Genomic DNA, 25,187 nt, shown 5'->3' with positions numbered 1-25,187 from the left:
CGTATCGCGCCTACGGCCCGTACAGCACGAGTTCCGTATCGGTGAGATCGGCCAGTCGCGGGCGATGCGGGCCCTTGAAATATTTGCGGCCGCGCTGCTCGGTATAAATACCGACAAGGCCGGGAATGGGCTCGTTGGAATCGACGAGCACTGAGATCTTGCCGAGCCGCAGCAGCAGCCGGCCGATGCGACCGGCGCAGGTGGCGTATTCGGCGGCGCCGCGGCAGTAGATCAACTGCATCACCGGCGGTGCGATGAAACCGCGGCGGATGCGCACCGGTTGCAGGATGAAGGGGAATGCGCCCTTCGGCGTGCGGCAGACCAGGCTGAGGCAATTGTAGCGCGCATGCCGTGTCAGGAGCTCGGTCTCGGCTTCGGAAAGCCCCTCGATCGTCTTGGCGTGCTGCGAGATGACCTCGATCTTGCTCCGGCGCGGCGCGCGCGACAGTGCCGGGACCGAGACGAACAGACCGCGGCAATAGGCTCGGAAGCCCTGCGTCTCGACGATCGGCCAGGTCCACGGTGCCGGGCTGATGTTGAGATAGGTCACGTGCTTGTGCCGCTGCGCGATCTTTGTCAGCAGCGGCGCGTAGTTGCGATAGGCTGGTTCGACATACCAGCTCGACAGGTTGCACTGGATGGCGGTCTCCTCGCCGTCCTTGCGCGCGGTATAGATCAGCAGCAGCACGCCGACCGGCTCGCCGTCATTGTCGAGCATGTAGCCGAAGCGCGGATAGCCGTCCGGCACCGGCCGGAAGGCTTGCCGGCGCAGGCCCTGGATCCAGTAGTTGCGCGAGCGGCCGACGAAGCCGCGCGTCAGCAAGTCCGCGATGCCTTCGACGTCGGACTCGGTGATCTCGCGACATCGGACCTTGGTATGGATCACGCTCGTCTTGCCCGTAGAAATAGGAAGCCTCTTGTTTTAGCGCCAACCTTCGCCGTGGGCGTCGGCCGCGATTTGCGGCTGGATACCCAGCATCTCCCGCACCTTGGCGGGCCAGGCGGAAAGATCTGTGCCGTGGGTGTGGAACATGGCGACGGCGAGACGATCCATGCCGAAGGCGACGCAGCCGGTGTGGGCAGGCTCGCCGTTGGCGTCCTGGATGCCCCAGGTCGTGCCGAAATGTTCGCGGTGATAGTTGAAGCTCATGCAGGCGGTCGGCTGCTCCTCCGAGCGCAGCGGGATCAGCAGCTCGAATTTGAGCTGCTGCTGCTTCTGGCTGACCGCCTTCATCTGGCCGACGCGGCCGAAGAAGGGATCGCTGGCATAGTCGACGCGGAAAGAAAGGCCGAGATCGGTCGCAATCTTCTGCGCGCGCACCATCCAGCGCTCGCGGAAATCGGCGACATCATCGGACGTGCCGATGCAGACATATTCGCGCATCCGGAACGATTGCAGCCGGTCGAGATGCTTCGATGGCTCGCGACGGAAGCAATCGGCTGCGACGTCGAAGCGCAGGCCACCCCTGGGCAGGGGTCCGCGGCTCGCCGCGATCGGATAGACCGGATAGCAGGCGGCCGGCGACAGCACGAGGTCGGCGGGCGAGAGCGACGAAGTCCAATCGCCGCCGGCGTCGAAGCGGCTCACCGCGGCGTTGATCTCGCGTTCGGTCCCGTGCAGACCGCAGACGCAGCCAAGCAAGTTCGGAAAGCTCTTGAGGTAGCCGGATTTCTCGAGCTGGGCGCGGCTCATCACCGGCGGAAAGCGCATCACCTCGGTGCCGGCTTCGCGATGGCTGGTGATCAGCGCGGCGAGCTTCTCGACGACGCCCTCATAGAGCGCGGTGCGCGCATAGACGCCGTCCGCGCCCATGCGGTGGAACAGCTTGTCGGCGAGATGATCGAGCGGATCCGCGATGTCAGGCGCGGTCTCGGGCGAATCGGGGAGGACGGCAATGTTCATGGTCCGATGTCCTGTTATCTCAAATTTGTTCTTGTTGAATTAGTCACGAAGGCTCGCCGGCACGCCGCTCATCAGCGTCGAGGTGGCGGCATTGGCCAGGATACGGTCGTTGTTGATCATGATGGGTGACGACAGGACGTCGCGCAGGTGGCGGCCCATGGTAAACTCGCCGTCGTTGCGGTAGCCGGCGAGGCCTGCGGTACGCATCGCATGCATCACGGTCTCGACCGCGAGCTCGGAGGCCTGCACCTTCAGCAGCGTGATCGAGGACTGGAAGTCGAGCGAGCCGAGCGCGCGCTCGTCATGCTCGGCGCGGGCAAAAGCATCGAGATTGGCAGCGATCAAAGCACGCAGCTTGGCCAGCGACATCTTTGCGGCGGTGAAGTGCGCGGCAGCCGGCGGCATCTGGCCACCGGAAGAGCGGGCGGCCTTGCGGACGAAAGCCTGCGCGCGCGTCACCGAGGCAGCTGCAATGCCGGCCCAGGTCGATGACCAACACAGATGTGCAAACGGCGTCATGGTCTGGGCGTGGATCTTGTCATAGGCTTCCGGGAAGACGCGATCGGCAGGACAGTCGACCTTGAGCTCGAAGCCGGTCGAGCAGGTGCCGCGCATGCCCAGCGTTTCCCAGCCCTGCGTCTGCTTCAGCGAATAGTCATCCTTGGCGAGTGCCAGCAGCACCTGGTCGGAAGCAGCCGCATCGGTGGCCCGGCGGGCGATGGTGACGAGGCCGTCGGCCTGTGCGCCGTAGGAGATCACGGTGGCGTCGCGCACCAGCGAGACAGTATCGCCGGCGTGATCGACCGCGGCCGCACTGGCGCGAATGTTGCCGCCGTTCTGGCCTTCGGTGGTGGAAGAGGCGAGCAGCCATTGGTCGCGGGCGACCCGGCGCATCATGGTTTCCATCCAGGGGATACCATGGCCATGCCTGATGATGCAGGCGACCTTGGTCTGATGCATCGCGTAGATCATCGCGGTCGAGGCGCAGGCGCGCCCGAGCGTGTAGCAGATGTCGGTGACGTCATGGATTGAGGCGCCGAAGCCGCCGAACTCGACCGGGATCATGACGCCGAGCAGTTTTTGCTCACGCGCGGTATCGAATGCCTTGTGCGGGAAGCTGGCGTCTCGGTCGACGCCGTCGGCCTCGGCCGCAGCCACGCTGGCGGTGCGCGCTGCGCGCTCGATCAGGGAAGGGCCATGCTCGAAAAGGCTCGGCCGCGTTTCGTCGAAAGTCTGGACTGCTTCACGCACGTTCATACTCGTCCGCCTCCGCTTTGTCGTTCGGGATCGCCGGCATCATTCGCGATGTCGCTGAAAGAGATCCTCCGACCATCTTTGCTTGTGAGACGAGGCTACGGATTTAATTCAAATTCGTCGATGAAATACAGGGTAAACGGACCGCAATTCGGAACGAACAGTTAAAGGCCGGTTTTTCGCATCCCCCGGATTTCCGCGATCGCGTTAGGGTTCTGGAAGAAGCCCAAATTCCCGACAATCTGAGTCATCGTTTACTAAGAAACGCGAAGTATTGGTCGCGCCCATTGTGAGATCGACCCGTCGCGCCCATCGTACCGGGCGACGGGTTCGATCGATTGTGGACAGACGGGAAATTTAACCATGCAGGCCTTCGACACCGACATGCGTCACCGCATCATCAAGCTGGTGAAGGGCATCCTCGAGCAGAACTCGCTCAGCGCTGACGTCACGCCGTCGACGAAGCTCGTCGATGCCGGCCTGACCTCGATGGACATGGTCAATTTGATGCTGGGTGTCGAAGCCGAGTTCGACTTCACCATTCCGCAGACGGAGATCACGCCGGAGAATTTCCAGTCGGTCGAGACGCTGGAACGCATGGTCGCGACGCAGCTGAAGTTGGCGGCGGCGGCTTAGCTTCGCCGGGATGACACTGAACGTGTGGCAAGCGCCTAGGCTTGTCACGCTCCGCCCCCACACCCCCGTTCCAAATTCGCCGCAAAACTGGCATAGCTTAACCATGTCGCACGCGGCGGACAGGGGTGAGTAGGCATGACACAGGCGGTATTGGGCATCATCGGCGGCTCCGGCATCTACGATTTGCCGGGTCTGGAGGGCGCACGCGAAGAGGTGATCAAAAGCCCCTGGGGCGAGCCGTCGGCCCCGGTGCGGCGCGGCACCATCGCGGGCCTGCCGATCGTATTCCTGCCGCGCCACGACAAAGGTCATCGGCTGTCGCCCTCCGACATCAACTACCGCGCCAATATCGACGTGCTGAAGCGCGCCGGTGTCACCGATCTGATCTCGCTTTCGGCCTGCGGTTCCTTCAAGGACGAGATGCCGCCCGGCACCTTCGTTCTGGTCGACCAGTTCGTCGACCGTACCCACAAGCGCGAGAGCTCGTTCTTCGGCAAGGGTTGTGTTGCGCATGTCTCGATGGCGCATCCGGTCTCGCCGCGGCTGCGCATTCATCTCGCCGCAGCGGCCGAGGCCGAGGGTATCGCGATCGCGCGCGGCGGCACTTATGTCTGCATGGAGGGCCCGCAATTCTCCACCTATGCGGAGAGCATGACCTACAAGACGCTGGGCTATTCCGTGATCGGCATGACCAACATGCCCGAGGCCAAGCTCGCGCGTGAGGCGGAGATTTGCTACGCGACCGTGGCGATGGTAACGGATTTCGATTGCTGGCATCCCGATCACGACGCCGTCACCGTGCAGGACATCATCCGCGTGCTGACCTCGAACGCCGACAAGGCAAAGTCACTCGTGGCAAGGCTGGCCAGGGATTTCCCGCGCGAGCATGAGCCGTGCCCGATCGGATCGGACCGGGCGCTCGACACCGCGCTGATCACCGCGCCCGAGGCGCGCGACCCAGAGCTGTTGAAGAAGCTCGATGCGGTGGCCGGACGCATCCTGCGCGGTTGAGACGCAACAAGAACGAAAAGGCAGTACGCCATGAAGGTCGACGGCAAGCATTTCCGCAGCATCTGGCGCGAGCGCGACGGCTGGTCGGTCTGTGCGATCGATCAGCGCCGACTACCTCATGAGTTCGTCGTTGCGCGGTTGACCTCATGCGAGGACGCGGCGGTCGCGATCCGCGACATGCTGGTGCGCGGCGCGCCGCTGATCGGCGCCACCGCCGCCTACGGCATGGCGCTGGCGATGCGCGAGGACGCCTCCGACGCCGGACTGAAGCGCGCCTACGATACGCTGGTCGTGGCGCGGCCGACCGCGATCAATCTGAAATGGGCGCTCGATGAGATGCGCGCGTCGCTCGCGCCGATCGATCCGGTCGAACGGGCGGAAGCGGCCTATGCGCGCGCTGACGAGATCGTCGAACAGGATGTCGAGATCAACCGCGGCATCGCCGGCAACGGGCTGAAGCTGATCGAGGCGAGCGTGACCAGGAAGAAGCCGGGCGAGACCGTCAACGTGCTGACCCATTGCAACGCCGGCTGGCTCGCGACTGTCGATTGGGGCACGGCAACCGCACCGATCTATCTCGCGCATGAGCGCGGCATCAAGATCCATGTCTGGGTCGATGAGACCCGTCCGCGCAACCAGGGCGCCTCGCTCACCGCGTGGGAGCTCGGCCATCACGGCGTGCCGCACACCGTGATCCCCGACAACACCGGCGGCCATCTGATGCAGCACGGCATGGTCGATCTCGCCATCGTCGGCACCGATCGCGTCGCCGCCAATGGCGACGTCTGCAACAAGATCGGTACCTATCTGAAGGCGCTCGCAGCGCACGACAACAACGTGCCGTTCTATGTCGCGCTACCGTCGCCGACGATCGATTTCGCGGTGAATGACGGCATCAGGGATATCCCGATCGAGCAGCGCAGCGGAGCCGAGGTTACGGACATGACCGGCCGCACGGCCGATGGCCGGCTCGAGACCGTGCGCATCGTGCCGGAAGGTTCGCCTGTTGCGAATTACGCCTTTGATGTGACCCCAGCGCGCCTCGTGACGGGCCTCATCACCGAGCGCGGCGTGCTGAAACCTGATCGTGCTTCGCTCGCGGCTGCGTTCCCCGAGCGCGTCGCTGCCGCGGCAGAGTAGGCTATATTCAAGCGATGTCTCGCCACACCCGTCATTGCGAGCGCAGCGAAGCAATCCAGAATCCCTCCGCGGAAAGACCTTGGATTGCTTCGCTGCGCTCGCAATGACGAGGATGATAGACTATCCCAGCTTCAACCCCGTCGCCGCCTCGAGCTCCGCGATCGCCTGCGCCCCGCTCGTCACCTTGATCGTGGTCATGCCCATCTCGCGCGCGGGCTTCAAATTGACCCCGAGGTCGTCGAGATAGACGCATTTCCTCGGATCGACCTGCAGCGTTTCGACCATCAACTGGTAGATGCGCGGGTCCGGTTTGCGCAGGCCGATCTTGGCGGATTCGATGACGTGGTCGAACAACACCATCACCTCGGCGACATAGAGCGAGCGCCCGGTCATGCTGCCGATGGCGTTGGCCGGAAGGTTGTTGGTGATGCAGCCGGTCTTGAACCCGGCCTTGATGCGCTTCAGCGCCTTGACCATCTCGGGGCGGAGATCGCCCTGGAGCAGCGGCAGCACGTCGCGGCCGCGCACTTCGGCGCCGAGCGCCAGTGATTCCGCCGCGAACAATTTGTCGAATGTCTCGACGTCGACCTCGGCGCGCTCAAATTTGGCCCAGGCATTTTCCAAATGGTTGGCCGCGTTGGTGCGCCTGATAATGTCGACGGGCAGGCCACGCTCGGTCTCGAACCGCGTAAACGCCTCGAACGGCGAGCTCGTCAACACGCCGCCAAAATCAAAGATCACCGCCTCGATCGCCAATGTCCCGCCCTCGTCAATTGCTTTCCAAGACGGCTAGCATGCGCTATCGGCAAGGACCAGTCCTGCCGATACCCGAACCTGTTCCATGAAGAAGCTTGCCATATTCGCCATATCCGCGCTGCTGGTTACGACGCCCGGTCATGCCATCGTCGGCGGCGGCACGCCGCAGACGGAAGGCGTTGCGCGCGCGGTTGTCACCATCGTCGGCTCGCGCGGCAATTTCTGTACCGGCACCTTGATCGCTCCGATGCTTGTGCTCACGGTCGCGCACTGCGTGCAGCCGGGCGCAGACTACAAGATCGTCGAGCGAGGCGCGGACGGTCAGCCGCAACTGCTGAACGTGCGCACCGTTGCGATCCATCCGGGCTTCAACATGCAGGCAATGCTGGCGCATCGCGCCACGGCCGACGTGGCATTGCTGCAACTGGAAATTCCACTCAAGGGAAAATCGGCGGTGCCGGTCGGAGCGCCAACTATTCCAGTCCAGGTCGGCAGTCGCTTCACCATCGCCGGGATCGGCGTCACCGTGCGCGGCGACGGCAAGAGTGGCGGCACGATTCGCGTTGCGGGCCTCGTTGTTACCGGCCAGCCCAGCACGTTCCAGATCCGTCTGGTCGATCCGGTAACCAACGGTGTTCGCGACGGAATCGGCGCTTGCACCGGCGATTCCGGTGGTCCCGTGTTTGAGGACAAGCCTGGTGGCGCGGTGCTTGTCGGGGTCATCAGCTGGTCGACAGGGCCGAATAATGCCGCGGGCTGCGGCGGATTGACCGGTGTCACGCCGCTGACGCTCTATCGCGATTGGATCCTGCAGACGGCGCGGAGCTGGGGCGCGGCGTTGTAGTTTGATCGCGACTTGATCTATGTCATTTTGCAAGGGAAGCGCGGTTGGCAACCATGCCCGTCGCGGAGGAAACGCGTCGCCAAGCAATGGCGGCCTGAAAATGACAAAGGCATAGAAGCAAAAATGAATGTCGCTGTTCGCAGTCACGCCGCCACTCAACAGGTCTCAGAACATTTCGACGTGCTGATCGTCGGCGCCGGCATCTCCGGCATCGGCAGTGCCTATCACATCGAAAAGCAGCTGCCGGGCACCAGCTACGTCATCCTGGAGACGCAGGCGACGTTCGGCGGTACCTGGACCACGCATCGTTATCCCGGCATTCGCTCGGACAGCGATCTCCATACCTTCGGCTACAGCTTCAAGCCTTGGGTCGGGCCGCCGATCGCCACCGCCGAGGAGATCCTCGCCTATATGAAAGAGGTGATCGACGACAACGATATCGCTCGCCACATTCGCTACAAGCACAAGATCATGTCGGCGAGCTGGTCGAGCGAGCGGAATCTCTGGACCATCGAGGCGGTGACGACGGATACCGACGAGGCAAGGACCTTCACCGCAAACTTCCTCTGGATGTGTCAGGGTTACTATCGCCATTCCGAAGGCTACACGCCGGAATGGAAGGGCATGGACCGCTTCAAGGGGCGCATCGTCCATCCGCAGACCTGGCCTGACGACATCGACCTCAAGGACAAGAGGGTCGTGGTGATCGGCTCGGGGGCGACGGCTGCGACGTTGGTGCCGAACATCGCGGACGACTGCGCGCATGTCACCATGCTGCAGCGCTCGCCAACCTATTTCCGCCTCGGGCGCAACGCCATCGAGATCGCCGAGGAATTGCGCCGGCTTCAGGTCGATGAAGCCTGGATCCACGAGATTGTCCGGCGCAAGATCCTGTTCGAGCAAGACGCATTCACGAAGCTCTGTCTGGCCAAGCCCGAGCAGGTGAAGAAGGAGCTGATCGGCCAGATCAGCGCGGTGCTCGGTCCTGATTACGACGTCGAGACGCATTTCACGCCGAGCTACCGGCCGTGGCGGCAGCGCATCGCTTTCGTGCCCGATGCCGATTTGTTCAAGGGCATCGCCAGCGGCAAGGCTTCGGTCGTCACCGACGAGATCGAATGCTTCGTCGAGAACGGTATCCAGCTCAAGTCCGGCAAGTTGCTGGAGGCCGATGTCATCGTCACCGCGACCGGTTTCAATCTTTCGGCGCTCGGCGACATCGCCTTCGAGATCGACGGCAAGCCGCTCGCTTTCGGCGACACCGTCACCTATCGTGGCATGATGTTCACGGGCGTGCCGAACATGGTCTGGGTGTTCGGCTATTTCCGCGCGAGCTGGACCTTGCGCGTCGATCTGGTCGCCGATTTTGTTTGCCGCCTGCTCGGTCACATGAAGGCGAAGGGGGCGAAGAAGGTCGAGGTCAAATTGCGGCCTGAAGATCACAACATGCCGATCCTGCCCTGGATCGATCCGGAAAACTTCAATCCCGGCTATATCATGCGCAACATGAACCTGCTGCCCAAGCGTGGCGACAAGCCGGAATGGCAGCACAGCCAGGATTACTGGACCGAGAAGAACGATATCCCGAAGACGGATCTGGATGACAAGGCGTTTGTATATGGGTGAGGGGGGGCTTGATGTGTCGGGCGAGAGCGTCCGCTCCGCACTCCACCCTCGTCCCTGCGAAGGCCGGGACCCATAACCCCAGGGAGTCGTTTTGCGAAGGCTCGTTGTCCGGTACGACTAGCTTTCAAAAGTCGAGCGATCACGCGGTATGGGTCCCGGCCTTCGCCGGGACGACACCGGTTGTTAGGCGCTAGCGTTCCAACTCAGTCCTGATAGGCTTACGAATTCCTCCTTGTCGCATTCGTCGCGATTGCTGCCGCCGCCGTCCGGTTCTCCACGCCGAGTTTCGCGTAGATCTGCTCCAGATGCTTGTCGACCGTGCGCGGGCTGAGGCCCAAAATCTGCGCGATGTCGCGGTTGGTCTTGCCCTTGCTGAGCCAGGCCAGTACCTCGCCCTCGCGTGTGGTGAGGCCGAGCTCGCTGGTGAATTCCGGCGGCAGCGCGGTGCCGGCCTCTTTCGACAACCGCAGCAGAAACTCGTTCGGAGCGGTTTCGCCCATGTAGTAGAAGCGGAGCTGCGGATTGTCGGGCAGCGAAGCGGTCTGCGACTTCGCGCTGCCCTTGCCCTTCGCCTGCTCCAGCCATTGCAGCAGCGACGGCGGCAGGACGAAGTCGTCCGTCTGCATGCCATGGTGATCGGCGAGAAGCTTCTGGGCCTGCGGCGTTGCCCAGAGGATGTGGCCCTGACGGTTGACTGCGAACAGGAAGCGGCCGGAGACGTCGAGCGCGGCGCGCGCGCTCTGCGTCAGCCGCGCATTGCCGAGATGGACGCGGATGCGCGCCAGCATCTCCTCGATCACGATCGGTTTTGTGACGTAGTCGACCCCGCCGGCTTCCAGTCCGCGCACAATATGCTCGGTTTCGGCGAGGCCGGTCATGAAGATCACGGGCACATTGGCAAGGCCGGTGTCGCGCTTGAGTCGCCGGCAGGTCTCGAATCCATCCATGCCCGGCATCACGGCATCGAGCAGCACGATGTCGGGCGTGATCTGGTCGACGATGCGCATCGCGCTGGCGCCGTCGAGCGCGACCATTACTGTCATCCCGGCGCCGTCGAGCGCGTCGGTCAGCAGCCTCAGCGTCTCCGGCGAGTCGTCGACAACGAGCGCGACGTCGCGCTTTTTCGGCTCAATGCTCATAAGCATGCAGGTTTTTCAATGTTCTCATGTATTGGTCGAGGTCGAAGCGATCGACCAGCGATCGCATTTCCGCGACGAAGTCGGCATGTTCAGGGTGTTCGCTGCCGATCTCGTCCAGCTTGAGCTGGATGGCTTTGACGTAGCCGATCTGGCCGAGCCCGATCAGCGCCTCGATGTGTCTGACCGGGGGGCGCGAGCCGCTCTCCGGCCGCCACAACGGCACGGCCGTCTCGTCGGAGCCGTACTGCCATTCGATCTTGAGCAGCTGTCGAATGGTTTCCAGCAATCGGGGAATGTCGATCGGCTTCATCAGATAGCCGTCGTGGAACGGCTGTGCCAGCGGCGCGCCGTGCGCCTCCAGCGCGCTCGCCGACACCATCAGGATGCGGGCCTGGTGATGACCGTCGGCGCGCAGCTGTTCCGCGACGGTCCAGCCGTCCATGGCCGGCATCGAGATGTCGAGCAGGAACAGATCGGGCCGGCAATGTTTGGCCAGCGCGAGGCAGCCGGGACCGTCGCCGGCGCTCAGCAGGATGAATCCGAGCGGCGTCAGCACCTCGCGCAGGAGATCGCGATGAACCGGGTCGTCGTCAGTGATGAGGATGGTCTTGCGCGCGCCGTGATAGCCCGAGATTGGCGCCTCCACCGGCGCGGTGCGCCTGGGATTGGTGACCTCCGACAGCAGCATCTTCACCTTGAAGGTGCTGCCGCGGCCGACGGTGCTGGTGACCTTGATGTCGCCGCCCATCACGCCGGCGAGCAACCGGCTGATGGTGAGCCCCAGCCCTGTGCCCGTCTGCGGCTGCGAGACTCCGAGCGCGCCGCGCTCGAACGGTGCAAAGATGCGTTCAAGATCGTCGCTCTGGATGCCGGGCCCGGTGTCGATCACCTCGAACTCGGCAACCGGGCTGCGGTAATGGACCACGAACTGCACGCTGCCGGTCTGGGTGAACTTGATGGCGTTGGAGAGGAGGTTGATCAGCACCTGGCGCAGCCGCTTCTCGTCGGCATAGACCACTGTCGGCAGTGTAGCCGGACGCCGGAACACGAAGTCGATGCCCTTGGCGCCGGCCTGGAGGCGAAACATGCCGACGAGCTGATCGAGGAATTCGCTCAGGCGGACTTCGTCGCGGGAGAGATAGAGCCTGCCAGCCTCGATCTTGGAAATATCCAGAATGCCGTCGATCAGGCCGGAGAGGTGGTCGGCGCTGCGACGGACCACGCGGACCTGATCGCGCGGCTTTGTATTGAGCGACGCATCCTGCTCCAGCAGCTGCGCATAGCCGCTGATCGCGTTCAGCGGCGAGCGCAGCTCGTGGCTCAGTCCCACGACATAGCGGCTCTTGGCGAGGTTGGCGGATTCGGCGACCTCCTTGGCGCGCTGCAGCTCGGCGTCTGTGCGCTTGTGCGCGTCGATTTCCTGGATCAGCAGCGCGGTCTGCCGCCGCGTCTCGGCCTCCGCGGCGCGGCGGCTCTGCTGCGCCAGCACGAACAGCCAGGCGACCACGCCGATGATGATGCTGAGCGAGAAGAACACCTTCCACAGCACGTTGGAGACCAGCGCGTTCTCGCCATGCACGCTGGCCGAGGTCTGCAGATAGATCAGCCCGAGCACCAGCGCGACGAGGCCTGCGGAGACCACGAAGACACCGATATAGTGCCCGAATTGCGAGTTGATGCGCTGATAGATCGGCTGCGGCAGGATCTTGCCGAGCGCCTCGGAGAACTGCACCTGCGCGCGCCCATGCGGCTTGCAGAGATCGTGGCAGCGCGCATCGAGCGAGCAGCATAGCGAGCAGATCGGGCCGGCATAGGCCGGGCAGGAGGTGGTATCCTCCGCCTCAAAGCTGTGCTCGCAGATACAGCATTGGATCGCCTCGATATTGGCCCAGCTCCGCTTCGGCTTGCGGGCGATGTAGAATTTTCCGTCCGTGAGCCAAGCGATGATCGGCGCGGTGACGAAAGCCACCGTCAGCGCAACGAAGGCCGCGAGTGCCTTCATGGTCGGGCCGAACAGGCCGTAGAACGCCGCGATGGAAACGATGATCGCGAGAGTCATCGCGCCGACGCCGACCGGATTGATGTCGTAGAGATGCGCCCGCTTGAACTCCATCTGCGGCGGACGGAGGCCGAGCGGCTTGTTGATGACGAGGTCGGACACCAGCGCGCCGACCCAGGCGATCGCGACGTTGGAATAGAGCGCGAGCGTCTGCTCCAGCGCCTTGTAGACGCCGATCTCCATCAACAACAGCGCGACCATCACGTTGAACACCAGCCACACCACGCGTCCGGGGTGGCTGTGCGTCAGGCGCGAGAAGAAGTTCGACCAGGCGATCGAGCCGGCATAGGCGTTGGTGACGTTGATCTTGATCTGCGACAACACCACGAAGAAGCCGGTCAGCGCCAGTGAAAGATCCGGATCCGACAGCACGTAGCGAAACGCCACCAGATACATGTGCGCGGGCTCGGCGGCTTCCTCGGGCGGCACGCCGTGGCTGAGCGCAAAAAAGGCGAGGAACGACCCCGCCAGCAGCTTCAGCGCACCGAGCACGATCCAGCCCGGCCCCGCGCTCATCAGCGCGATCCACCACGACGCCTTGGAGGTGCGACGGTCGCGCGGCAGAAATCGCAGGAAGTCGACCTGCTCGCCGATCTGCGCCACCAGCGAGAATACGACGGAGGATGCGACGCCGAACAGCAACAGATCGAAATGGCCGCCGAGATCGCCGTGGTCGCCGGCGAATTTGTGCCATTCCGTGAAAGAGTGCGGGTTGGCCCACGCGATCGCGGCAAAGGGCAGGATGTGCAGCACGACCCAGAGCGGCTGCGTCCAGAGCTGGAAGCGGCTGATCAGCGTGATGCCGTAGGTCACCAGCGGAATGATCGCGATCGCGCTGATGAGGTAGCCGATCGGGCGGGGAATCCCGAGGCACATCTCCAGCGCGGTTGCCAGGATCACCGCTTCAATCGCAAAAAAGATGAAAGTGAAGGAGGCGTAGATCAGCGATGTGACGGTCGAGCCGATATAGCCGAAGCCGGCGCCGCGGGTGAGGAGGTCAATGTCGATGCCGCATTTGGCGGCATAGTAGGCAATCGGAACCCCGCAGCAGAAGATGATGGCGGAGACGACGAGAATTGCGGATGCAGCGTTGCTCACGCCGTAGTTGAGGGTGATGGTGCCGCCGATCGCCTCCAGCACCAGGAAGGAGATCGCGCCGATCGCGGTGTTGGCGACGCGGGCGGCGGACCAGCGTCGCGCGCTCTTGGCGGTGAAGCGCAGCGCGTAGTCTTCCAGCGTCTGGTTGGCGACCCATTGGTTGTACTGGCGCCTGACGCGGTCTATTCGCTGCCGCCCTGCCACGCTTTACCCCACTCCCGATGCGGACCCGGAGCCCTCGCAAATCCCGTACCAAAAGCCTACGTCGGTATTTTGCGGTGCAGTATACGCGATCTTGCGTATGCTTGCGGTGCACAAATTCGAGCCATCCTCACGACACCAATCGCGTGTCCTCGAACAAACAGTGGGGTGCTCATGTCAGACGAAACCAACAAGGGCTTGTTGTCGCCGCTTCGGCGCAAACTATTGATGGGAATGGCGGCCGTCCCTGCCATCACGATGCTGCCGCGGACGTCGTTTGCGCAGACCCCGGCGACCTCGGCGGTCAACACCACCGGTCTCGCGGTCACCGACACCGAGGTGACGGTTGGCATCCTGCATTCGGCGACCGGCACCATGGCGATCTCCGAGACCGGTTCGATTGAGGCCGAAAAGCTCGCCATCGAGCAGATCAACGCCGCCGGCGGCGTGCTCGGACGCAAGATCAAGTTCATCCAGGAAGACGGCGCCAGCGACTGGCCGACCTTCGCCGAGAAGGCGAAGAAGCTGCTCGTGAACGATAAGGTTGCGGCGATCATGGGTTGCTGGACCTCGGCCTCGCGCAAGGCGGTGCTGCCGGTCGTCGAGCAGTACAACGGCATGCTCTACTACCCGACCTTCTATGAAGGCCTCGAGCAGTCCAAGAACGTGATCTACACCGGCCAGGAAGCGACCCAGCAGATCCTCGCCGGCCTCAACTGGATCGCCAAGGAAAAGGGCGCGAAAACCTTCTTCTTCATCGGCTCCGACTACATCTGGCCGCGCACCTCCAACAAGATCGCGCGCAAGCACGTCGAGAACGTGCTGAAGGGCAAGGTCGTCGGCGAGGAGTACTACCCGCTCGGCAACACCCAGTTCAACTCGGTCATCAACAAGATCAAGCTGACCAAGCCCGACGTGATCTTCACCGACGTCGTCGGCGGCTCCAATGTCGCCTTCTACAAGCAGCTCAAGGCTGCCGGCATCGATCTCGCCAAGCAGCCGCTGCTCACCATCTCGGTTACCGAGGACGAAATCGACGGCATCGGCGGCGAGAACATCGCGGGCGCCTATGCCTGCATGAAGTACTTCCAGTCGCTCGACAATCCCAACAACAAGGCCTTCGTGCCCGCGTTCAAGAAGATGTGGGGCGAAAAGACCGTGATCGGAGACGTCACCCAGGCTGCCTATCTCGGCCCGTGGCTGTGGAAGTTGACGGTCGAGAAGGCCGGCTCCTTCGACGTCGACAAGATCGCTGCGGCTTCGCCCGGCGTCGAGTTCAAGGGCGCGCCGGAAGGTTATGTCCGCATCCACGAAAACCATCACCTCTGGTCGAAGACCCGCGTGGGCCGCGCCAAGCTCGATGGCCAGTTCGAGCTGATCTACGAGACCGCCGATCTCGTCGAGCCGGATCCGTTCCCGAAGGGTTACCAATAAGTCGCGGCCTCTCCCGCAACCCCCTCAAGCTCAAGCCTCTCCCTGGCGTGGATTGCAAGTCCATGCCCAAGACCCCGCGTCGCGCATTTGCGCGCGACGCGGGACCCTATTCCCTGACGGAGGACATTGATGTTCGGCGACTACTCGCTTGGTGACCTTGGCTCCATCTTCGTCATGCAGGGCTTTGCAGGACTGATCCTGTTCTCGGTCTACGTGCTGATGGCGCTCGGGCTTGCGATCATCTTCGGCCAGATGGGCGTCATCAACATGGCCCATGGCGAGTTCATGATCCTCGGGGCCTACGTCACCTGGATGACCTCCAATCTGTTCCAGGCCTACATGCCTGGTCTGTTCGGCGGCTACTTCTTCCTCGCCATGATCCTCGCCTTCCTCGCCTCAGGCGCGCTGGGAATGCTGGTAGAATGGGTGCTGATACGTCACCTCTACAAGCGTCCACTCGACACGCTGCTGGCGACCTGGGGCCTCAGCCTGATGTTGCAGCAGGCCTATCGCTCCGTTTTCGGCGCGCGCGAGGTCGGCGTCGAGCTGCCGCAATGGATGCTCGGCTCGTTGCAGGTCACTTCCAGCATCGAAGTCCCCATCAACGGCGTATTCGTGATGTGCCTGACGGTGCTGATCACCATCGTGGTCGCCTATGTCATGTTCAAATCGCGCTGGGGCCGCCAGGTCCGCGCGGTGGTGCAGAACCGCATCATGGCTGGCGCCGTCGGCATCAACACCGAGAAGGTCGACCGCTACACCTTCGGCCTCGGCTGCGGCATCGCGGGCGTCGCCGGTAGCGCCTTCACCATGATCGGGTCGACCGGGCCGACCTCGGGGCAGCTCTACATCGTCGACACATTCCTTGTCGTCGTGTTCGGCGGCGCCGCCAGCCTGCTCGGCACCATCGCCTCGGCCTTCTCGATCTCGCAGACGCAATCCACCCTCGAGTTCTTCATGTCGGGCTCGATGGCCAAGGTGCTGACGCTACTTGCCGTTGTCGGAATCCTGATGCTGCGGCCGCAGGGGCTGTTCGCCCTCAAGGTCCGCAAGTGAGAATGTGAGGCTGATGCAATGACCGACAACAGGTTCTTCAATCGATCAGAGTTGATCGGAATTCTGGTGCTCGCGGTGTTCCTGGTCGCGGTGTTGCCGCTCACGCTCGATGTCTTCAGGCTCAACCTGGTCGCAAAGTACCTGACCTACGCCTTCGTTGCGCTGGGCCTTGTCATCTGCTGGGGCTATGGCGGCATCTTGAGCCTCGGCCAGGGCGTGTTCTTCGGGCTCGGCGGCTACTGCATGGCGATGTTCCTCAAGCTCGAAGCCTCGAGCGTGGAGAACACCAAGATCCAGTCGACGCCGGGTATCCCTGATTTCATGGACTGGAATCAGCTGACCGCGCTGCCGTTCTTCTGGAAGCCGTTCCACAGCCTCACCTTCACCGTCGCGGCCATTGTCCTGGTGCCCGGCATCTTCGCATTGATCATCGGCACCGCGATGTTCAAGCGCCGCGTCGGCGGCACCTACTTCGCCATCATCACCCAGGCGGTTGCGGCCATCCTCACCATCCTGATCGTGGGCCAGCAGGGCTACACCGGCGGCATCAACGGCATGACCGATTTGCGCACCCTGAAAGGATGGGACATCCGGCCCGATCACGCCAAGATCGCGCTGTACTTCTTCGAGGTCGGCTGCCTGTTCGTCTGCATCATGATCGCGCAGTTCGTCCGGCACTCCAAGCTCGGGCGCATTCTGGTCGCGATGCGCGAGAAGGAGGACCGGGTCAGGTTCTCCGGCTACAGCGTCGCCAATTTCAAGATCTTCGCCTTCTGCATCGCCGCTGTGTTCGCCGCTGTCGGCGGCGCCATGTTCGCGCTCAATGTCGGCTTCATGTCGCCGTCCTTCGTCGGCATCGTGCCCTCGATCGAAATGGTGATCTACACCGCGGTCGGCGGCCGGCTGTCGATCCTGGGTGCGATCTACGGCACGCTGCTGGTGAACTTCGCCAAGACCAGCCTGTCGGAAACCTTCCCCGAATTGTGGCTGTTCGGTCTCGGCGGTCTGTTCATTGCCGTGGTGCTCGCATTCCCGAACGGTCTTGCCGGGATCTGGGGCGACTACGTGCAGCCGCGCATCGAGCGCTTGATCGCCTCGCGCAAACCCAAGCCCGAAGGCTGGACGGACGGCTCGGTCGCCGACGGCGCCCCGGCGGAGTGAGGAGATCATCATGCTCATAGGACACCAGCCCAAGGAATTTCTACTCGCGGTCGAAGCTCTCACTGTCTCGTTCGACGGCTTCAAGGCAGTCAACGATCTCTCCTTCTATGTCGACGAAAACGAGATCCGCGTCATCATCGGCCCGAACGGTGCCGGCAAGACCACCGTGCTCGACCTGATCTGCGGCAAGACCAAAGCGACCTCAGGCTCGATCCAGTTCCGCGGCAAGGAGCTGACGCGGATGAAGGAGAACGAGATCGTCAAGGCCGGTGTCGGGCGCAAATTCCAGAACCCGTCGATCTACGACGATCTCACGGTGTTCGAGAATCTGGAGATCTCCTATCCGCGTGGACGCTCGGTGTTCGGCGCGCTGACCTTCACCCGCGATGCCGCCGTACGTGATCGCGTCCACGAGGTCGCCGAGATGATCTTCCTGAAGGACAAGCTGAACATGAGCGCCGACCTGCTCAGCCACGGTCAGAAGCAATGGCTCGAGATCGGCATGCTCCTGATTCAGGATCCGGACCTCTTGATGCTGGACGAGCCCGTCGCCGGCATGAGCGTGTCCGAGCGTGCCAAGACCGCCGAGCTGCTCAACCGCATCATCAAGAACCGTTCGGTGCTGGTGATCGAACACGACATGAAGTTCGTCGAGGACATCGCGCACAAGGTCACCGTGCTGCACCAGGGCCAGATCCTCTCCGAGGGGACCATGGAGAAAGTGCAGAACGATCCCAAGGTCATCGAAGTGTATCTGGGGCACTGACGATGATGAAGTTGGTCGAGTCTGTTGCGGCAATGACGGTTCACCTCTCCCGTAGGGAGAGGTCGAATTGCGCAGCAATTCGGGTGAGGGGTTCCGCTCTCTCGGGGGACCTGCACCCCCTCACCCGCGCCTTCGAAGCGACCTCTCCCCGGTGGGGAGAGGTGAAGGAACACCGAGCCTAGGAGCACGACGATGCTGGCAATTTCCGATCTTCACGTCGCCTACGGCCAAAGCGAGGTGCTGCATGGGCTCAACGTCAAGGTCGCGCCCAACGAGATCGTTGCGATCATGGGCCGCAACGGCATGGGCAAGACCACGCTGATGAAATCGCTGATGGGCATCCTGCCGGCCAGAAGCGGCTCGGTGACCATGGACGGCGCGGAACTCGGCGGTCTGCCGAGTTATGAGCGCGTCGCCAAGGGCCTCGCTTATGTGCCGCAGGGCCGCATGATCTTCTCCACCATGACGGTGAAGGAAAACATCGAGACCGGCCTCGTCGTCTCCGGCGGATCGGAAGTGCCAGGCGACATCTATGAGCTGTTTCCGGTGCTGCTGGAGATGAAGGGCCGCCGCGGCGGCAATCTCTCCGGCGGTCAGCAACAGCAGCTCGCGATTGCGCGGGCGCTCGCGACCAAGCCGAAGGTGCTGCTGCTCGACGAGCCGACCGAAGGCATCCAGCCGTCGATCATCAAGGACATGGCGCGGACGCTGAAACGCATCCGCGACGAAAAGGGGCTGTCGATCGTCGTCTCCGAGCAGGTCCTGAGCTTCGCGCTCGATATCGCCGACCGCGTGCTGGTGATCGAGAACGGCGAGATCGTGCGTGACGACCCGCGCGATGCCGTCGATGCCGCGCAGGTCTCGAAATATCTGTCCGTCTAACCAACCGTAGTAAAGGGGAGCATCTCGATGCCAGAGACACTGATCAAGGTCGATCTCACCAAGTCGGCTTACGAAAATGACATGGTGCACAATCGCTGGCACCCAGACATCCCGATCGTGGCCTGGGTCAATCCCGGCGACGATTTCATCATCGAGACCTATGACTGGACCGGCGGCTTCATCAAGAACAACGATTCCGCCGACGACGTGCGCGACATCGACCTGTCGATTGTGCACTTCCTGTCCGGTCCGATCGGCGTCAAGGGCGCCGAACCCGGCGATCTCCTGGTTGTTGACCTGCTCGACGTCGGCCCGATGAAGGAGAGTCTCTGGGGCTTCAACGGCTTCTTCTCCAAGCAGAATGGCGGCGGCTTCCTGACCGACCATTTCCCGCTGGCGCAAAAGTCGATCTGGGACATCAAGGGCCTCTACACCTCATCGCGCCACGTGCCCGGCGTGAATTTCGCAGGGCTCATCCACCCCGGCCTGATCGGCTGCCTGCCCGATCCGAAGATGCTGGAGACCTGGAACAAGCGCGAGGCCGAGCTGATCTCGACCAACCCGACTCGCGTGCCTGGTCTGGCCAACCCGCCATTCGCGGCGACCGCCCATGGCGGCCGTGCCAAGGGCGACGTCAAGGCCAAGATCGGCGCCGAGGGTGCGCGCACCGTGCCGCCGCGCGAGCATGGCGGCAATTGCGACATCAAGGATCTCTCGCGCGGCTCGAAGATCTACTTCCCGGTCTACGTGCCCGGCGCGGGTCTCTCCATGGGCGATCTGCATTTCAGCCAGGGCGATGGCGAGATCACCTTCTGCGGTGCGATCGAGATGGCCGGCTGGCTGCATCTCAAGGTCGAGGTGATCAAGGACGGCATGTCGAAATACGGCATCAAGAACCCGATCTTCAAGCCGTCGCCGATCACGCCGAACTACAAGGACTATCTGATCTTCGAAGGCATCTCGGTCGACGAGGCCGGCAAGCAGCATTATCTCGATGTCCACATCGCCTATCGCCAGGCCTGTCTCAACGCCATCGAGTATCTGAAGAAGTTCGGCTACTCCGGCGCCCAGGCCTATTCGATCCTCGGCACCGCGCCGTGCCAGGGCCACATCTCCGGCGTGGTCGACGTGCCCAACGCCTGCGCCACCCTGTGGCTGCCGACCGAGATCTTCGACTTCGACGTGATGCCTTCGGCGGCGGGCCCGATCAAGCACATCACCGGCGATATCAAGATGCCGATCTCGCCGGACAAATGATCGTGCGTTCTATCCCCGTCATCCTGAGGTGCTCGCCTTGCAAGGCGAGGCGAGCCCCGAAGGACGACGGCTCGGCTGCATCTCGGCCGTACATCCTTCGAGGCTCTAGATCAGGCGCAACGCGCCCCATCCAGAGCGCCTCAGGATGGCGGATCAAAGAACACGAAGGACAACACGATGCCGGTCTACGAATATCTCTGTGACGACTGCGGACCTTTCAAGGACCTCCGCCCGATGGCGGAGTGCGACGATCCGCAAAACTGCCCGCATTGCGAGGCATCGGCGCCGCGCGTGATCCTGACCGCGCCGAATTTCTTCTGCATGCCGGCGGACAAGCGCAAGGCCCACGCCGTCAACGAGCGCAGCTCGCATGCGCCACAAACGCTCGCGCAATACAAGGCCTCGCATGGCCCCGGTTGCGGCTGCTGCTCGTCGGGCAGGACCGTGAAGGACAAGAGCTCCACGGACAAGAAGCCGGCGCGGCTGGTGACCAAGACCAAGAGCGGCGCCAAGGGCTTTCCCACCGCGCGGCCATGGATGATCAGCCACTAACGCCACGCCAACATCAATCAAATAAAGTACAGGAGCGCTCAACATGCTTCACGGCGATATTTCCAGCAGCAACGACACCGTCGGCGTCGCAGTGGTCAACTACAAGATGCCCCGCCTGCACACCAAGGCCGAGGTGCTCGACAACGCCCGCAAGATCGCCGACATGATCGTCGGCATGAAGGTCGGCCTGCCCGGTATGGATCTCGTGATCTTTCCTGAGTATTCCACCCAAGGCATCATGTACGACTCCAAGGAGATGTACGAGACGGCGTCCATGGTGCCGGGCGAGGAAACCGCGATCTTCGCCGAGGCTTGCCGCAGGGCGAAAGTGTGGGGCGTGTTCTCGCTGACCGGCGAGCGCCACGAGGAGCATCCGCATAAGTCGCCCTACAACACGCTGATCCTGATGAACGACAAGGGCGAGATCGTGCAGAAATATCGCAAGATCATGCCGTGGGTGCCGATCGAAGGCTGGTATCCCGGCAATTGCACCTATGTCTCCGAAGGCCCGAAAGGCCTCAAGGTCAGCCTGATCATTTGCGACGACGGCAATTATCCGGAGATCTGGCGCGACTGCGCCATGAAGGGCGCCGAGCTGATCGTGCGCTGCCAGGGCTACATGTACCCGGCCAAGGAGCAGCAGGTCATGATCTCCAAGGCGATGGCCTGGGCCAACAATGTCTATGTCGCGGTCGCCAACGCCGCCGGCTTCGACGGCGTGTATTCGTATTTCGGCCATTCCGCGATCATCGGCTTCGATGGCCGTACGCTCGGCGAGTGTGGCGAGGAGGATTACGGCATCCAATACGCCCAGCTCTCGAAACACCTGATCCGCGATGCGCGCCGCAACGGCCAGTCGCAGAACCATCTCTACAAGCTGGTCCATCGCGGCTACACCGGCATGATCAATTCCGGCGACAGCCCGCGCGGCGTCGCGGCCTGCCCGTATGATTTCTACAAGAACTGGATCAAGGACCCCGAGGGTACCCGCGACATGGTCGAGGCCATGACGCGCGCCACGCCGGGCACCGCCGAATGCCCAATCGACGGCATCCCGAACGAGGGCGCGCCGAGCAACTATTAGGGGTAGACCTATCGCTTCGGCTGCGCCGGTTTGCGTGGCGGGCGCGGGGCCGCAGCGGGCGCAGGCAGCCCGCTCATCTTGTTGGCGGCTTCGCTGACGTCGAGCAGCGAGCGACGGGTCTCCTCGAGGAAGCTTGCCGATTTCTTCTTCATGGTGTCGGCGAGCTCGTGCAGCCCCTTCACCTTTTCGAATAGCTCGTCGGCCTTGCCGTCGACGAAACCCGGCACCGCACCCTCGATTTTCGAGACCGCCTTGTCGAAGCCGGCAAATGCAGTGTCGACCTTGAGCATCACGGCGTCGATCTCCTCGCCCTTGGCGCCGAGATCGGCTGTGTAGTTTTCGAACGTCCGCAGGCCGTCCTTGATCGCAGGTGCGTTGCTGACGATGGTGCGGTCGACGCTGTGCAGCGTGTCGACGATGGATTCAGCGTCGCTGAGATCGGCGGTCAGCACGGGGATGCCGTCCGAGTCCAGCGGCACCGGTGGCGCCGACGGGGCACCGCCGATCAGCGAGACCGCGGCAACGCCGGTGAGGCCCTGGAACTCGATGCCGGCCACCGTGTCCTTGCGGATCGGCGCGGTGTTGTCGAGCGACACCAGCGCCACGACCTTGCGCGGACTTTCCAGCTTGATCGACAGGATCTGGCCGGCGGGCACGCCGTCGAAATTGACCGGACCGCCGCGGCGCAGGCCGCTCGCGGAGCCGCCTTCGAAAACGACGCGGAGTTGGCTGCGGCTCTGGCTGGCGCGCCATTTCTGCACGCCGAGCAGGCCGCCGAACGCGACGGCGATCGCCGTCAGCGTCGCCGTTCCGATCACAAGATTGCTCGCGCGTGCCATTAGGGTAGCGATTTTACGACCAAAGCGGGGAGTTGGAAGGAGCCGCAATGGTACGTAGGGCGGGTTAGCGAAGCGTAACCCGCCGTCTGCTACCGACATGCGTGCAAATTGGCGGATTACGCTGGCGCTAATCCGCCCTACGCGAATTCAATGCCCAGCGGCGCGTTTGGCGGCGGCATTGTTCAGCACGATCAGCGCGTCGACCGCGACCCCGGTTCTGGCATTGATCAGGAACGGATTGACGTCGATCGAGGCAATCCGGTCGCCGGCATCCGCAATCAGATTGGACAGGCCGACCAGCGCCTTGACGGCCGAGGCCTCGTGCAGCGCCGGCTTGCCGCGATAGCCGCGCATCTTGACGCCGGCCTTGGTCCGGCCGATCAAAAGCCGCGCCTCGGCCTGGTCGAGCGGTGCGCCTGATAGCGCCACGTCCTTCATCAGCTCGATATCGATGCCGCCGGTGCCGAACAGCACGACGGGGCCCATCTCGGCATCCAGCGAGGCGCCGACGACGAGCTCGAGATCGGCCTTGACCTGCTGTGCGATCAGGATGCCGTCGAGTTTCGGCCTGCCCTTTAGCTTGTTCACCCGCGCGGTGATGTCAGCGAACGCCTGCTTCACCTCGGCCGCGCTGTTGAGGTTCAGCACCACGCCGCCGATGTCGGATTTGTGCAGGATCTCGGCGCTGACGACCTTTGCCACGACCGGAAAGCCGATCTGCCTGGCGATGTCCGCGGCTTCTGCGGCGGTCTGCGCAATTCCCTCCTTCGAGACCGGGATGCCATAGGCCTTCAGAAGCTTCTTCGACGCGACTTCGTCGAGCGCGGCGCCGTGCGCCGACTTCAGCGTCTTCTCCAGCAAGGCGCGTGCTGCCGGCTTCGAACTCGAGACGATGTCGGGCACTTCCTTGCGCAGTTTCGCATAGGCGAGCAGTGATTTGATCGCGGTCACCGCGCGGTCCATGCCCTGCATCACCGTCAGATGCGGCAGCGACTTGCGCAAGTCCTTGGTGAACTCGGTGAAGCCGATCGACATCGCGCTGATATAGATCACGGGCTTTCCGGCCCGGCCCGCCATCTCGTTGACGATGCGCAAGTTCCGCTCGCGTTGCTCGTGCGGCGCCTTTGGAAACTCGGCGTCGACGATGACGATGTCGATATCGGGATCGTCGATCATCAGCTTGATCGACTTCATGTAGACGGAGGGATCAACCACCGCGGCAAAGCCGGCGTCGAGCGGATTGCCCACGATCGAGCCCGGTCCGAGCATCTTGCTGAGCTCGCGGCTGACATGCGGGCTGAGCGGCGCGAAATTCAGGCCTTGTGCAAAGAAGGCATCGATCAGCATGCCGCGCTTGCCGCCTGACAGGGTCACCGCCGCGAGCCGGTCGCCCTTGGGCACGGTGGCATGGACGAAGCATTCGGTGGTCTCGATCAGCTCGTCGAGCCCGGCGACGCGGATCACGCCTTCGCGCGTTGCAATCGCATCGAATGTCTCGATCGAGCCCGCGAGCGCGCCGGTGTGTGCCATCGCCGCGGCGCGGCCGCCCTCCGATGACCCGAGCTTGAGCGCGATGACCGGCTTGCTGGCGGCGCGCGCGGCCTTGCAGGCATCGCGAAACGCTCTGGTATTGCGCACGCCCTCGAGATAGACCACGATCACCTTGATAGTCGGATCCTCGGCGAAATAGCGCATCAGGTCCGGTGTCTCGAGCCCGGTCTCGTTGCCTGTTGTCACCATGTAGCCGACACCAACGCCGCGATCTTCCAGCGCCTGCCTGATTGCCATGACGATGGCGCCCGACTGCCCGGCGATCGCCACCGCGCCCTGTTCCATGGTGACGGTTCGGTCGTCGATATTGGTGAAGAGCTTTTCGCCGGCGCTCAAATTGCCGAGGCAATTCGGACCGGTGACGGCGAGCCCCGTCTCGCGCACCGCTTGTTGCAACTCGGCGGCGAGCCTCTGGCTCTCCTCATCCTGCAATTCGCTGAAACCCGAGGTGACGATGGTCGCGGACCGCGCGCCGGCAGCGGCGGCGTCGCGGATCACCTGCACGGCAAAGCGCGCGGGCACCAGCACGAGAACATGGTCGGGCTTTTCCGGGAGGCTCGCAAAGTCCTTGTAGCACGTGACGCCCCAGATGCTCTCGCGCTTGGCGTTGACAGGGTAGAGCCCGCCCTCGAAGCCGTATTTGACCAGATTGTTCCAGATGCGCTCGGCGTAATTGCCCGGCTTATCGGTCGCACCCACCAGCACGATGTTGTGTGGATGCAGCATGGCGTGGATGCGCTTGACGATGTCGGCGGCGTCGGGGGGTGGCGACCATGGACGGCCAGGAACCGACGCGACTGAGACCTGAGCTTCCATGGCGTGACCTCACCTGTTGTTCTTCTTGGCGGCGCGTCAGCTGATCGTAGAGCCTGTGAGTCATTTCCGCATTCGATATTAAAGAGTGGGTAGCGCCCGCGCTGATGTCGGGGGCCGTCGAT

General features: G+C 63.0%; 21 protein-coding genes. 13 read left to right on the top strand and 8 right to left on the bottom strand.

Annotation, left to right across the window (positions count from 1 at the left end; translation table 11 throughout):
* Positions 1 to 10: 10 nt before the first annotated feature.
* Genes AOQ71_RS20315 through AOQ71_RS20305 form a run of 3 tightly spaced genes read right to left on the bottom strand, consistent with a single transcriptional unit; the run spans position 11 to position 3,160 of the window.
* Positions 11 to 886: a hypothetical protein gene (locus AOQ71_RS20315; RefSeq protein ID WP_057749954.1), complete on the bottom strand. Its 876-nt coding sequence runs from the start codon at positions 884 to 886 to the stop codon at positions 11 to 13.
* 36 nt (positions 887 to 922) lie between these two features.
* Positions 923 to 1,903 (bottom strand): amino acid--[acyl-carrier-protein] ligase, encoded by a 981-nt coding sequence (locus AOQ71_RS20310; RefSeq protein ID WP_057749951.1) that lies wholly within the window; start codon positions 1,901 to 1,903, stop codon positions 923 to 925.
* Between the two features lie 39 nt (positions 1,904 to 1,942).
* Positions 1,943 to 3,160 carry an acyl-CoA dehydrogenase family protein gene (locus AOQ71_RS20305; protein WP_057749948.1) on the bottom strand — a complete coding sequence of 406 codons (1,218 nt, stop codon included), beginning with the start codon at positions 3,158 to 3,160 and terminating at the stop codon, positions 1,943 to 1,945.
* A 360-nt stretch (positions 3,161 to 3,520) separates the two neighbouring features.
* On the opposite strand from AOQ71_RS20305, the gene AOQ71_RS20300 reads away from it, so the two are divergent.
* From AOQ71_RS20300 to mtnA, 3 genes are all read left to right on the top strand, one after another.
* The gene (locus AOQ71_RS20300; RefSeq protein ID WP_057749945.1) at positions 3,521 to 3,793 is read left to right on the top strand and encodes a phosphopantetheine-binding protein; all 273 of its coding nucleotides are present in this window, start codon (positions 3,521 to 3,523) and stop codon (positions 3,791 to 3,793) included.
* A 135-nt stretch (positions 3,794 to 3,928) separates the two neighbouring features.
* On the top strand, positions 3,929 to 4,804 hold the full coding sequence (locus AOQ71_RS20295; RefSeq protein WP_057749943.1) for an S-methyl-5'-thioadenosine phosphorylase: 876 nt from the start codon (positions 3,929 to 3,931) through the stop codon (positions 4,802 to 4,804).
* 30 nt (positions 4,805 to 4,834) lie between these two features.
* On the top strand, positions 4,835 to 5,944 hold the full coding sequence (mtnA, locus tag AOQ71_RS20290) for an S-methyl-5-thioribose-1-phosphate isomerase (protein WP_057749938.1): 1,110 nt from the start codon (positions 4,835 to 4,837) through the stop codon (positions 5,942 to 5,944).
* Between the two features lie 120 nt (positions 5,945 to 6,064).
* Here mtnA and AOQ71_RS20285 read toward each other — a convergent pair whose 3' ends face one another.
* Complete coding sequence (locus AOQ71_RS20285; RefSeq protein ID WP_057749933.1) at positions 6,065 to 6,700, bottom strand: HAD-IA family hydrolase; 636 nt, start codon at positions 6,698 to 6,700, stop codon at positions 6,065 to 6,067.
* A gap of 85 nt (positions 6,701 to 6,785) precedes the next feature.
* Between AOQ71_RS20285 and AOQ71_RS20280 the strand changes: the two genes are divergently transcribed.
* Together AOQ71_RS20280 and AOQ71_RS20275 are read left to right on the top strand one after the other, a co-directional pair.
* Entirely contained in the window at positions 6,786 to 7,544 is a 759-nt protein-coding gene (locus tag AOQ71_RS20280; protein WP_057749929.1) for a S1 family peptidase, read from the top strand.
* A gap of 123 nt (positions 7,545 to 7,667) precedes the next feature.
* Positions 7,668 to 9,170 carry a flavin-containing monooxygenase gene (locus AOQ71_RS20275; protein WP_057749925.1) on the top strand — a complete coding sequence of 501 codons (1,503 nt, stop codon included), beginning with the start codon at positions 7,668 to 7,670 and terminating at the stop codon, positions 9,168 to 9,170.
* A gap of 218 nt (positions 9,171 to 9,388) precedes the next feature.
* On the opposite strand, the gene AOQ71_RS20270 is transcribed toward AOQ71_RS20275, so the two are convergent.
* Both AOQ71_RS20270 and AOQ71_RS20265 read right to left on the bottom strand, forming a co-directional pair.
* Complete coding sequence (locus AOQ71_RS20270) at positions 9,389 to 10,315, bottom strand: response regulator (protein WP_057749923.1); 927 nt, start codon at positions 10,313 to 10,315, stop codon at positions 9,389 to 9,391.
* Entirely contained in the window at positions 10,299 to 13,670 is a 3,372-nt protein-coding gene (locus AOQ71_RS20265) for a hybrid sensor histidine kinase/response regulator (protein ID WP_057749920.1), read from the bottom strand. Before AOQ71_RS20265 ends, AOQ71_RS20270 begins: the two co-directional genes overlap by 17 nt.
* Positions 13,671 to 13,841: 171 nt before the next feature.
* On the opposite strand from AOQ71_RS20265, the gene urtA reads away from it, so the two are divergent.
* From urtA to AOQ71_RS20220, 8 genes are all read left to right on the top strand, one after another.
* On the top strand, positions 13,842 to 15,101 hold the full coding sequence (urtA, locus tag AOQ71_RS20260) for an urea ABC transporter substrate-binding protein (protein ID WP_057749917.1): 1,260 nt from the start codon (positions 13,842 to 13,844) through the stop codon (positions 15,099 to 15,101).
* A 129-nt stretch (positions 15,102 to 15,230) separates the two neighbouring features.
* Positions 15,231 to 16,157, top strand: a complete 927-nt coding sequence (gene urtB / locus AOQ71_RS20255; RefSeq protein ID WP_057749914.1) for an urea ABC transporter permease subunit UrtB — start codon at positions 15,231 to 15,233, stop codon at positions 16,155 to 16,157.
* Between the two features lie 18 nt (positions 16,158 to 16,175).
* A complete protein-coding gene (urtC, locus tag AOQ71_RS20250; RefSeq protein ID WP_057749911.1) occupies positions 16,176 to 17,318 on the top strand; it encodes an urea ABC transporter permease subunit UrtC in 1,143 nt (380 codons plus the stop codon).
* Positions 17,319 to 17,328: 10 nt separating this feature from the next.
* A complete protein-coding gene (gene urtD, locus AOQ71_RS20245) occupies positions 17,329 to 18,084 on the top strand; it encodes an urea ABC transporter ATP-binding protein UrtD (protein ID WP_057749908.1) in 756 nt (251 codons plus the stop codon).
* A 192-nt stretch (positions 18,085 to 18,276) separates the two neighbouring features.
* Positions 18,277 to 18,966 (top strand): urea ABC transporter ATP-binding subunit UrtE, encoded by a 690-nt coding sequence (urtE, locus tag AOQ71_RS20235; RefSeq protein WP_057749903.1) that lies wholly within the window; start codon positions 18,277 to 18,279, stop codon positions 18,964 to 18,966.
* A 27-nt stretch (positions 18,967 to 18,993) separates the two neighbouring features.
* Positions 18,994 to 20,223 carry a formamidase gene (gene fmdA, locus AOQ71_RS20230; RefSeq protein ID WP_057749900.1) on the top strand — a complete coding sequence of 410 codons (1,230 nt, stop codon included), beginning with the start codon at positions 18,994 to 18,996 and terminating at the stop codon, positions 20,221 to 20,223.
* A 177-nt stretch (positions 20,224 to 20,400) separates the two neighbouring features.
* On the top strand, positions 20,401 to 20,775 hold the full coding sequence (locus AOQ71_RS20225) for an FmdB family zinc ribbon protein (protein WP_057749897.1): 375 nt from the start codon (positions 20,401 to 20,403) through the stop codon (positions 20,773 to 20,775).
* Between the two features lie 43 nt (positions 20,776 to 20,818).
* Positions 20,819 to 21,859: an aliphatic amidase gene (locus AOQ71_RS20220; RefSeq protein WP_057749893.1), complete on the top strand. Its 1,041-nt coding sequence runs from the start codon at positions 20,819 to 20,821 to the stop codon at positions 21,857 to 21,859.
* A gap of 8 nt (positions 21,860 to 21,867) precedes the next feature.
* Here the strand turns inward: AOQ71_RS20220 and AOQ71_RS20215 are convergent, their stop codons facing one another.
* The gene (locus AOQ71_RS20215) at positions 21,868 to 22,698 is read right to left on the bottom strand and encodes an MlaD family protein (RefSeq protein WP_057749891.1); all 831 of its coding nucleotides are present in this window, start codon (positions 22,696 to 22,698) and stop codon (positions 21,868 to 21,870) included.
* A gap of 147 nt (positions 22,699 to 22,845) precedes the next feature.
* Entirely contained in the window at positions 22,846 to 25,065 is a 2,220-nt protein-coding gene (locus AOQ71_RS20210; protein ID WP_057749888.1) for an acetate--CoA ligase family protein, read from the bottom strand.
* Positions 25,066 to 25,187: the final 122 nt, after the last annotated feature.

Origin of the sequence: Bradyrhizobium manausense (genome assembly GCF_001440035.1) — a bacterium.
In the GTDB taxonomy this organism is placed as follows: domain Bacteria; phylum Pseudomonadota; class Alphaproteobacteria; order Rhizobiales; family Xanthobacteraceae; genus Bradyrhizobium; species Bradyrhizobium manausense.
Note: the sequence above shows the minus strand (reverse complement) of the source record. Positions and strands in the feature narration are given on the sequence as shown.

Excerpts from the sequence above, each read along its gene's own strand:
- AOQ71_RS20310 (WP_057749951.1), bottom strand. The coding sequence starts at position 1,903 with ATGAACATTGCCGTCCTCCCCGATTCGCCCGAGACCGCGCCTGACATC.
- AOQ71_RS20305 (WP_057749948.1), bottom strand. The coding sequence starts at position 3,160 with ATGAACGTGCGTGAAGCAGTCCAGACTTTCGACGAAACGCGGCCGAGC.
- AOQ71_RS20300 (WP_057749945.1), top strand. The coding sequence starts at position 3,521 with ATGCAGGCCTTCGACACCGACATGCGTCACCGCATCATCAAGCTGGTG.
- AOQ71_RS20295 (WP_057749943.1), top strand. The coding sequence starts at position 3,929 with ATGACACAGGCGGTATTGGGCATCATCGGCGGCTCCGGCATCTACGAT.
- mtnA (WP_057749938.1), top strand. The coding sequence starts at position 4,835 with ATGAAGGTCGACGGCAAGCATTTCCGCAGCATCTGGCGCGAGCGCGAC.
- AOQ71_RS20280 (WP_057749929.1), top strand. The coding sequence starts at position 6,786 with ATGAAGAAGCTTGCCATATTCGCCATATCCGCGCTGCTGGTTACGACG.
- AOQ71_RS20275 (WP_057749925.1), top strand. The coding sequence starts at position 7,668 with ATGAATGTCGCTGTTCGCAGTCACGCCGCCACTCAACAGGTCTCAGAA.
- AOQ71_RS20270 (WP_057749923.1), bottom strand. The coding sequence starts at position 10,315 with ATGCTTATGAGCATTGAGCCGAAAAAGCGCGACGTCGCGCTCGTTGTC.
- urtA (WP_057749917.1), top strand. The coding sequence starts at position 13,842 with ATGTCAGACGAAACCAACAAGGGCTTGTTGTCGCCGCTTCGGCGCAAA.
- urtB (WP_057749914.1), top strand. The coding sequence starts at position 15,231 with ATGTTCGGCGACTACTCGCTTGGTGACCTTGGCTCCATCTTCGTCATG.
- urtC (WP_057749911.1), top strand. The coding sequence starts at position 16,176 with ATGACCGACAACAGGTTCTTCAATCGATCAGAGTTGATCGGAATTCTG.
- urtD (WP_057749908.1), top strand. The coding sequence starts at position 17,329 with ATGCTCATAGGACACCAGCCCAAGGAATTTCTACTCGCGGTCGAAGCT.
- urtE (WP_057749903.1), top strand. The coding sequence starts at position 18,277 with ATGCTGGCAATTTCCGATCTTCACGTCGCCTACGGCCAAAGCGAGGTG.
- fmdA (WP_057749900.1), top strand. The coding sequence starts at position 18,994 with ATGCCAGAGACACTGATCAAGGTCGATCTCACCAAGTCGGCTTACGAA.
- AOQ71_RS20225 (WP_057749897.1), top strand. The coding sequence starts at position 20,401 with ATGCCGGTCTACGAATATCTCTGTGACGACTGCGGACCTTTCAAGGAC.
- AOQ71_RS20220 (WP_057749893.1), top strand. The coding sequence starts at position 20,819 with ATGCTTCACGGCGATATTTCCAGCAGCAACGACACCGTCGGCGTCGCA.
- AOQ71_RS20215 (WP_057749891.1), bottom strand. The coding sequence starts at position 22,698 with ATGGCACGCGCGAGCAATCTTGTGATCGGAACGGCGACGCTGACGGCG.
- AOQ71_RS20210 (WP_057749888.1), bottom strand. The coding sequence starts at position 25,065 with ATGGAAGCTCAGGTCTCAGTCGCGTCGGTTCCTGGCCGTCCATGGTCG.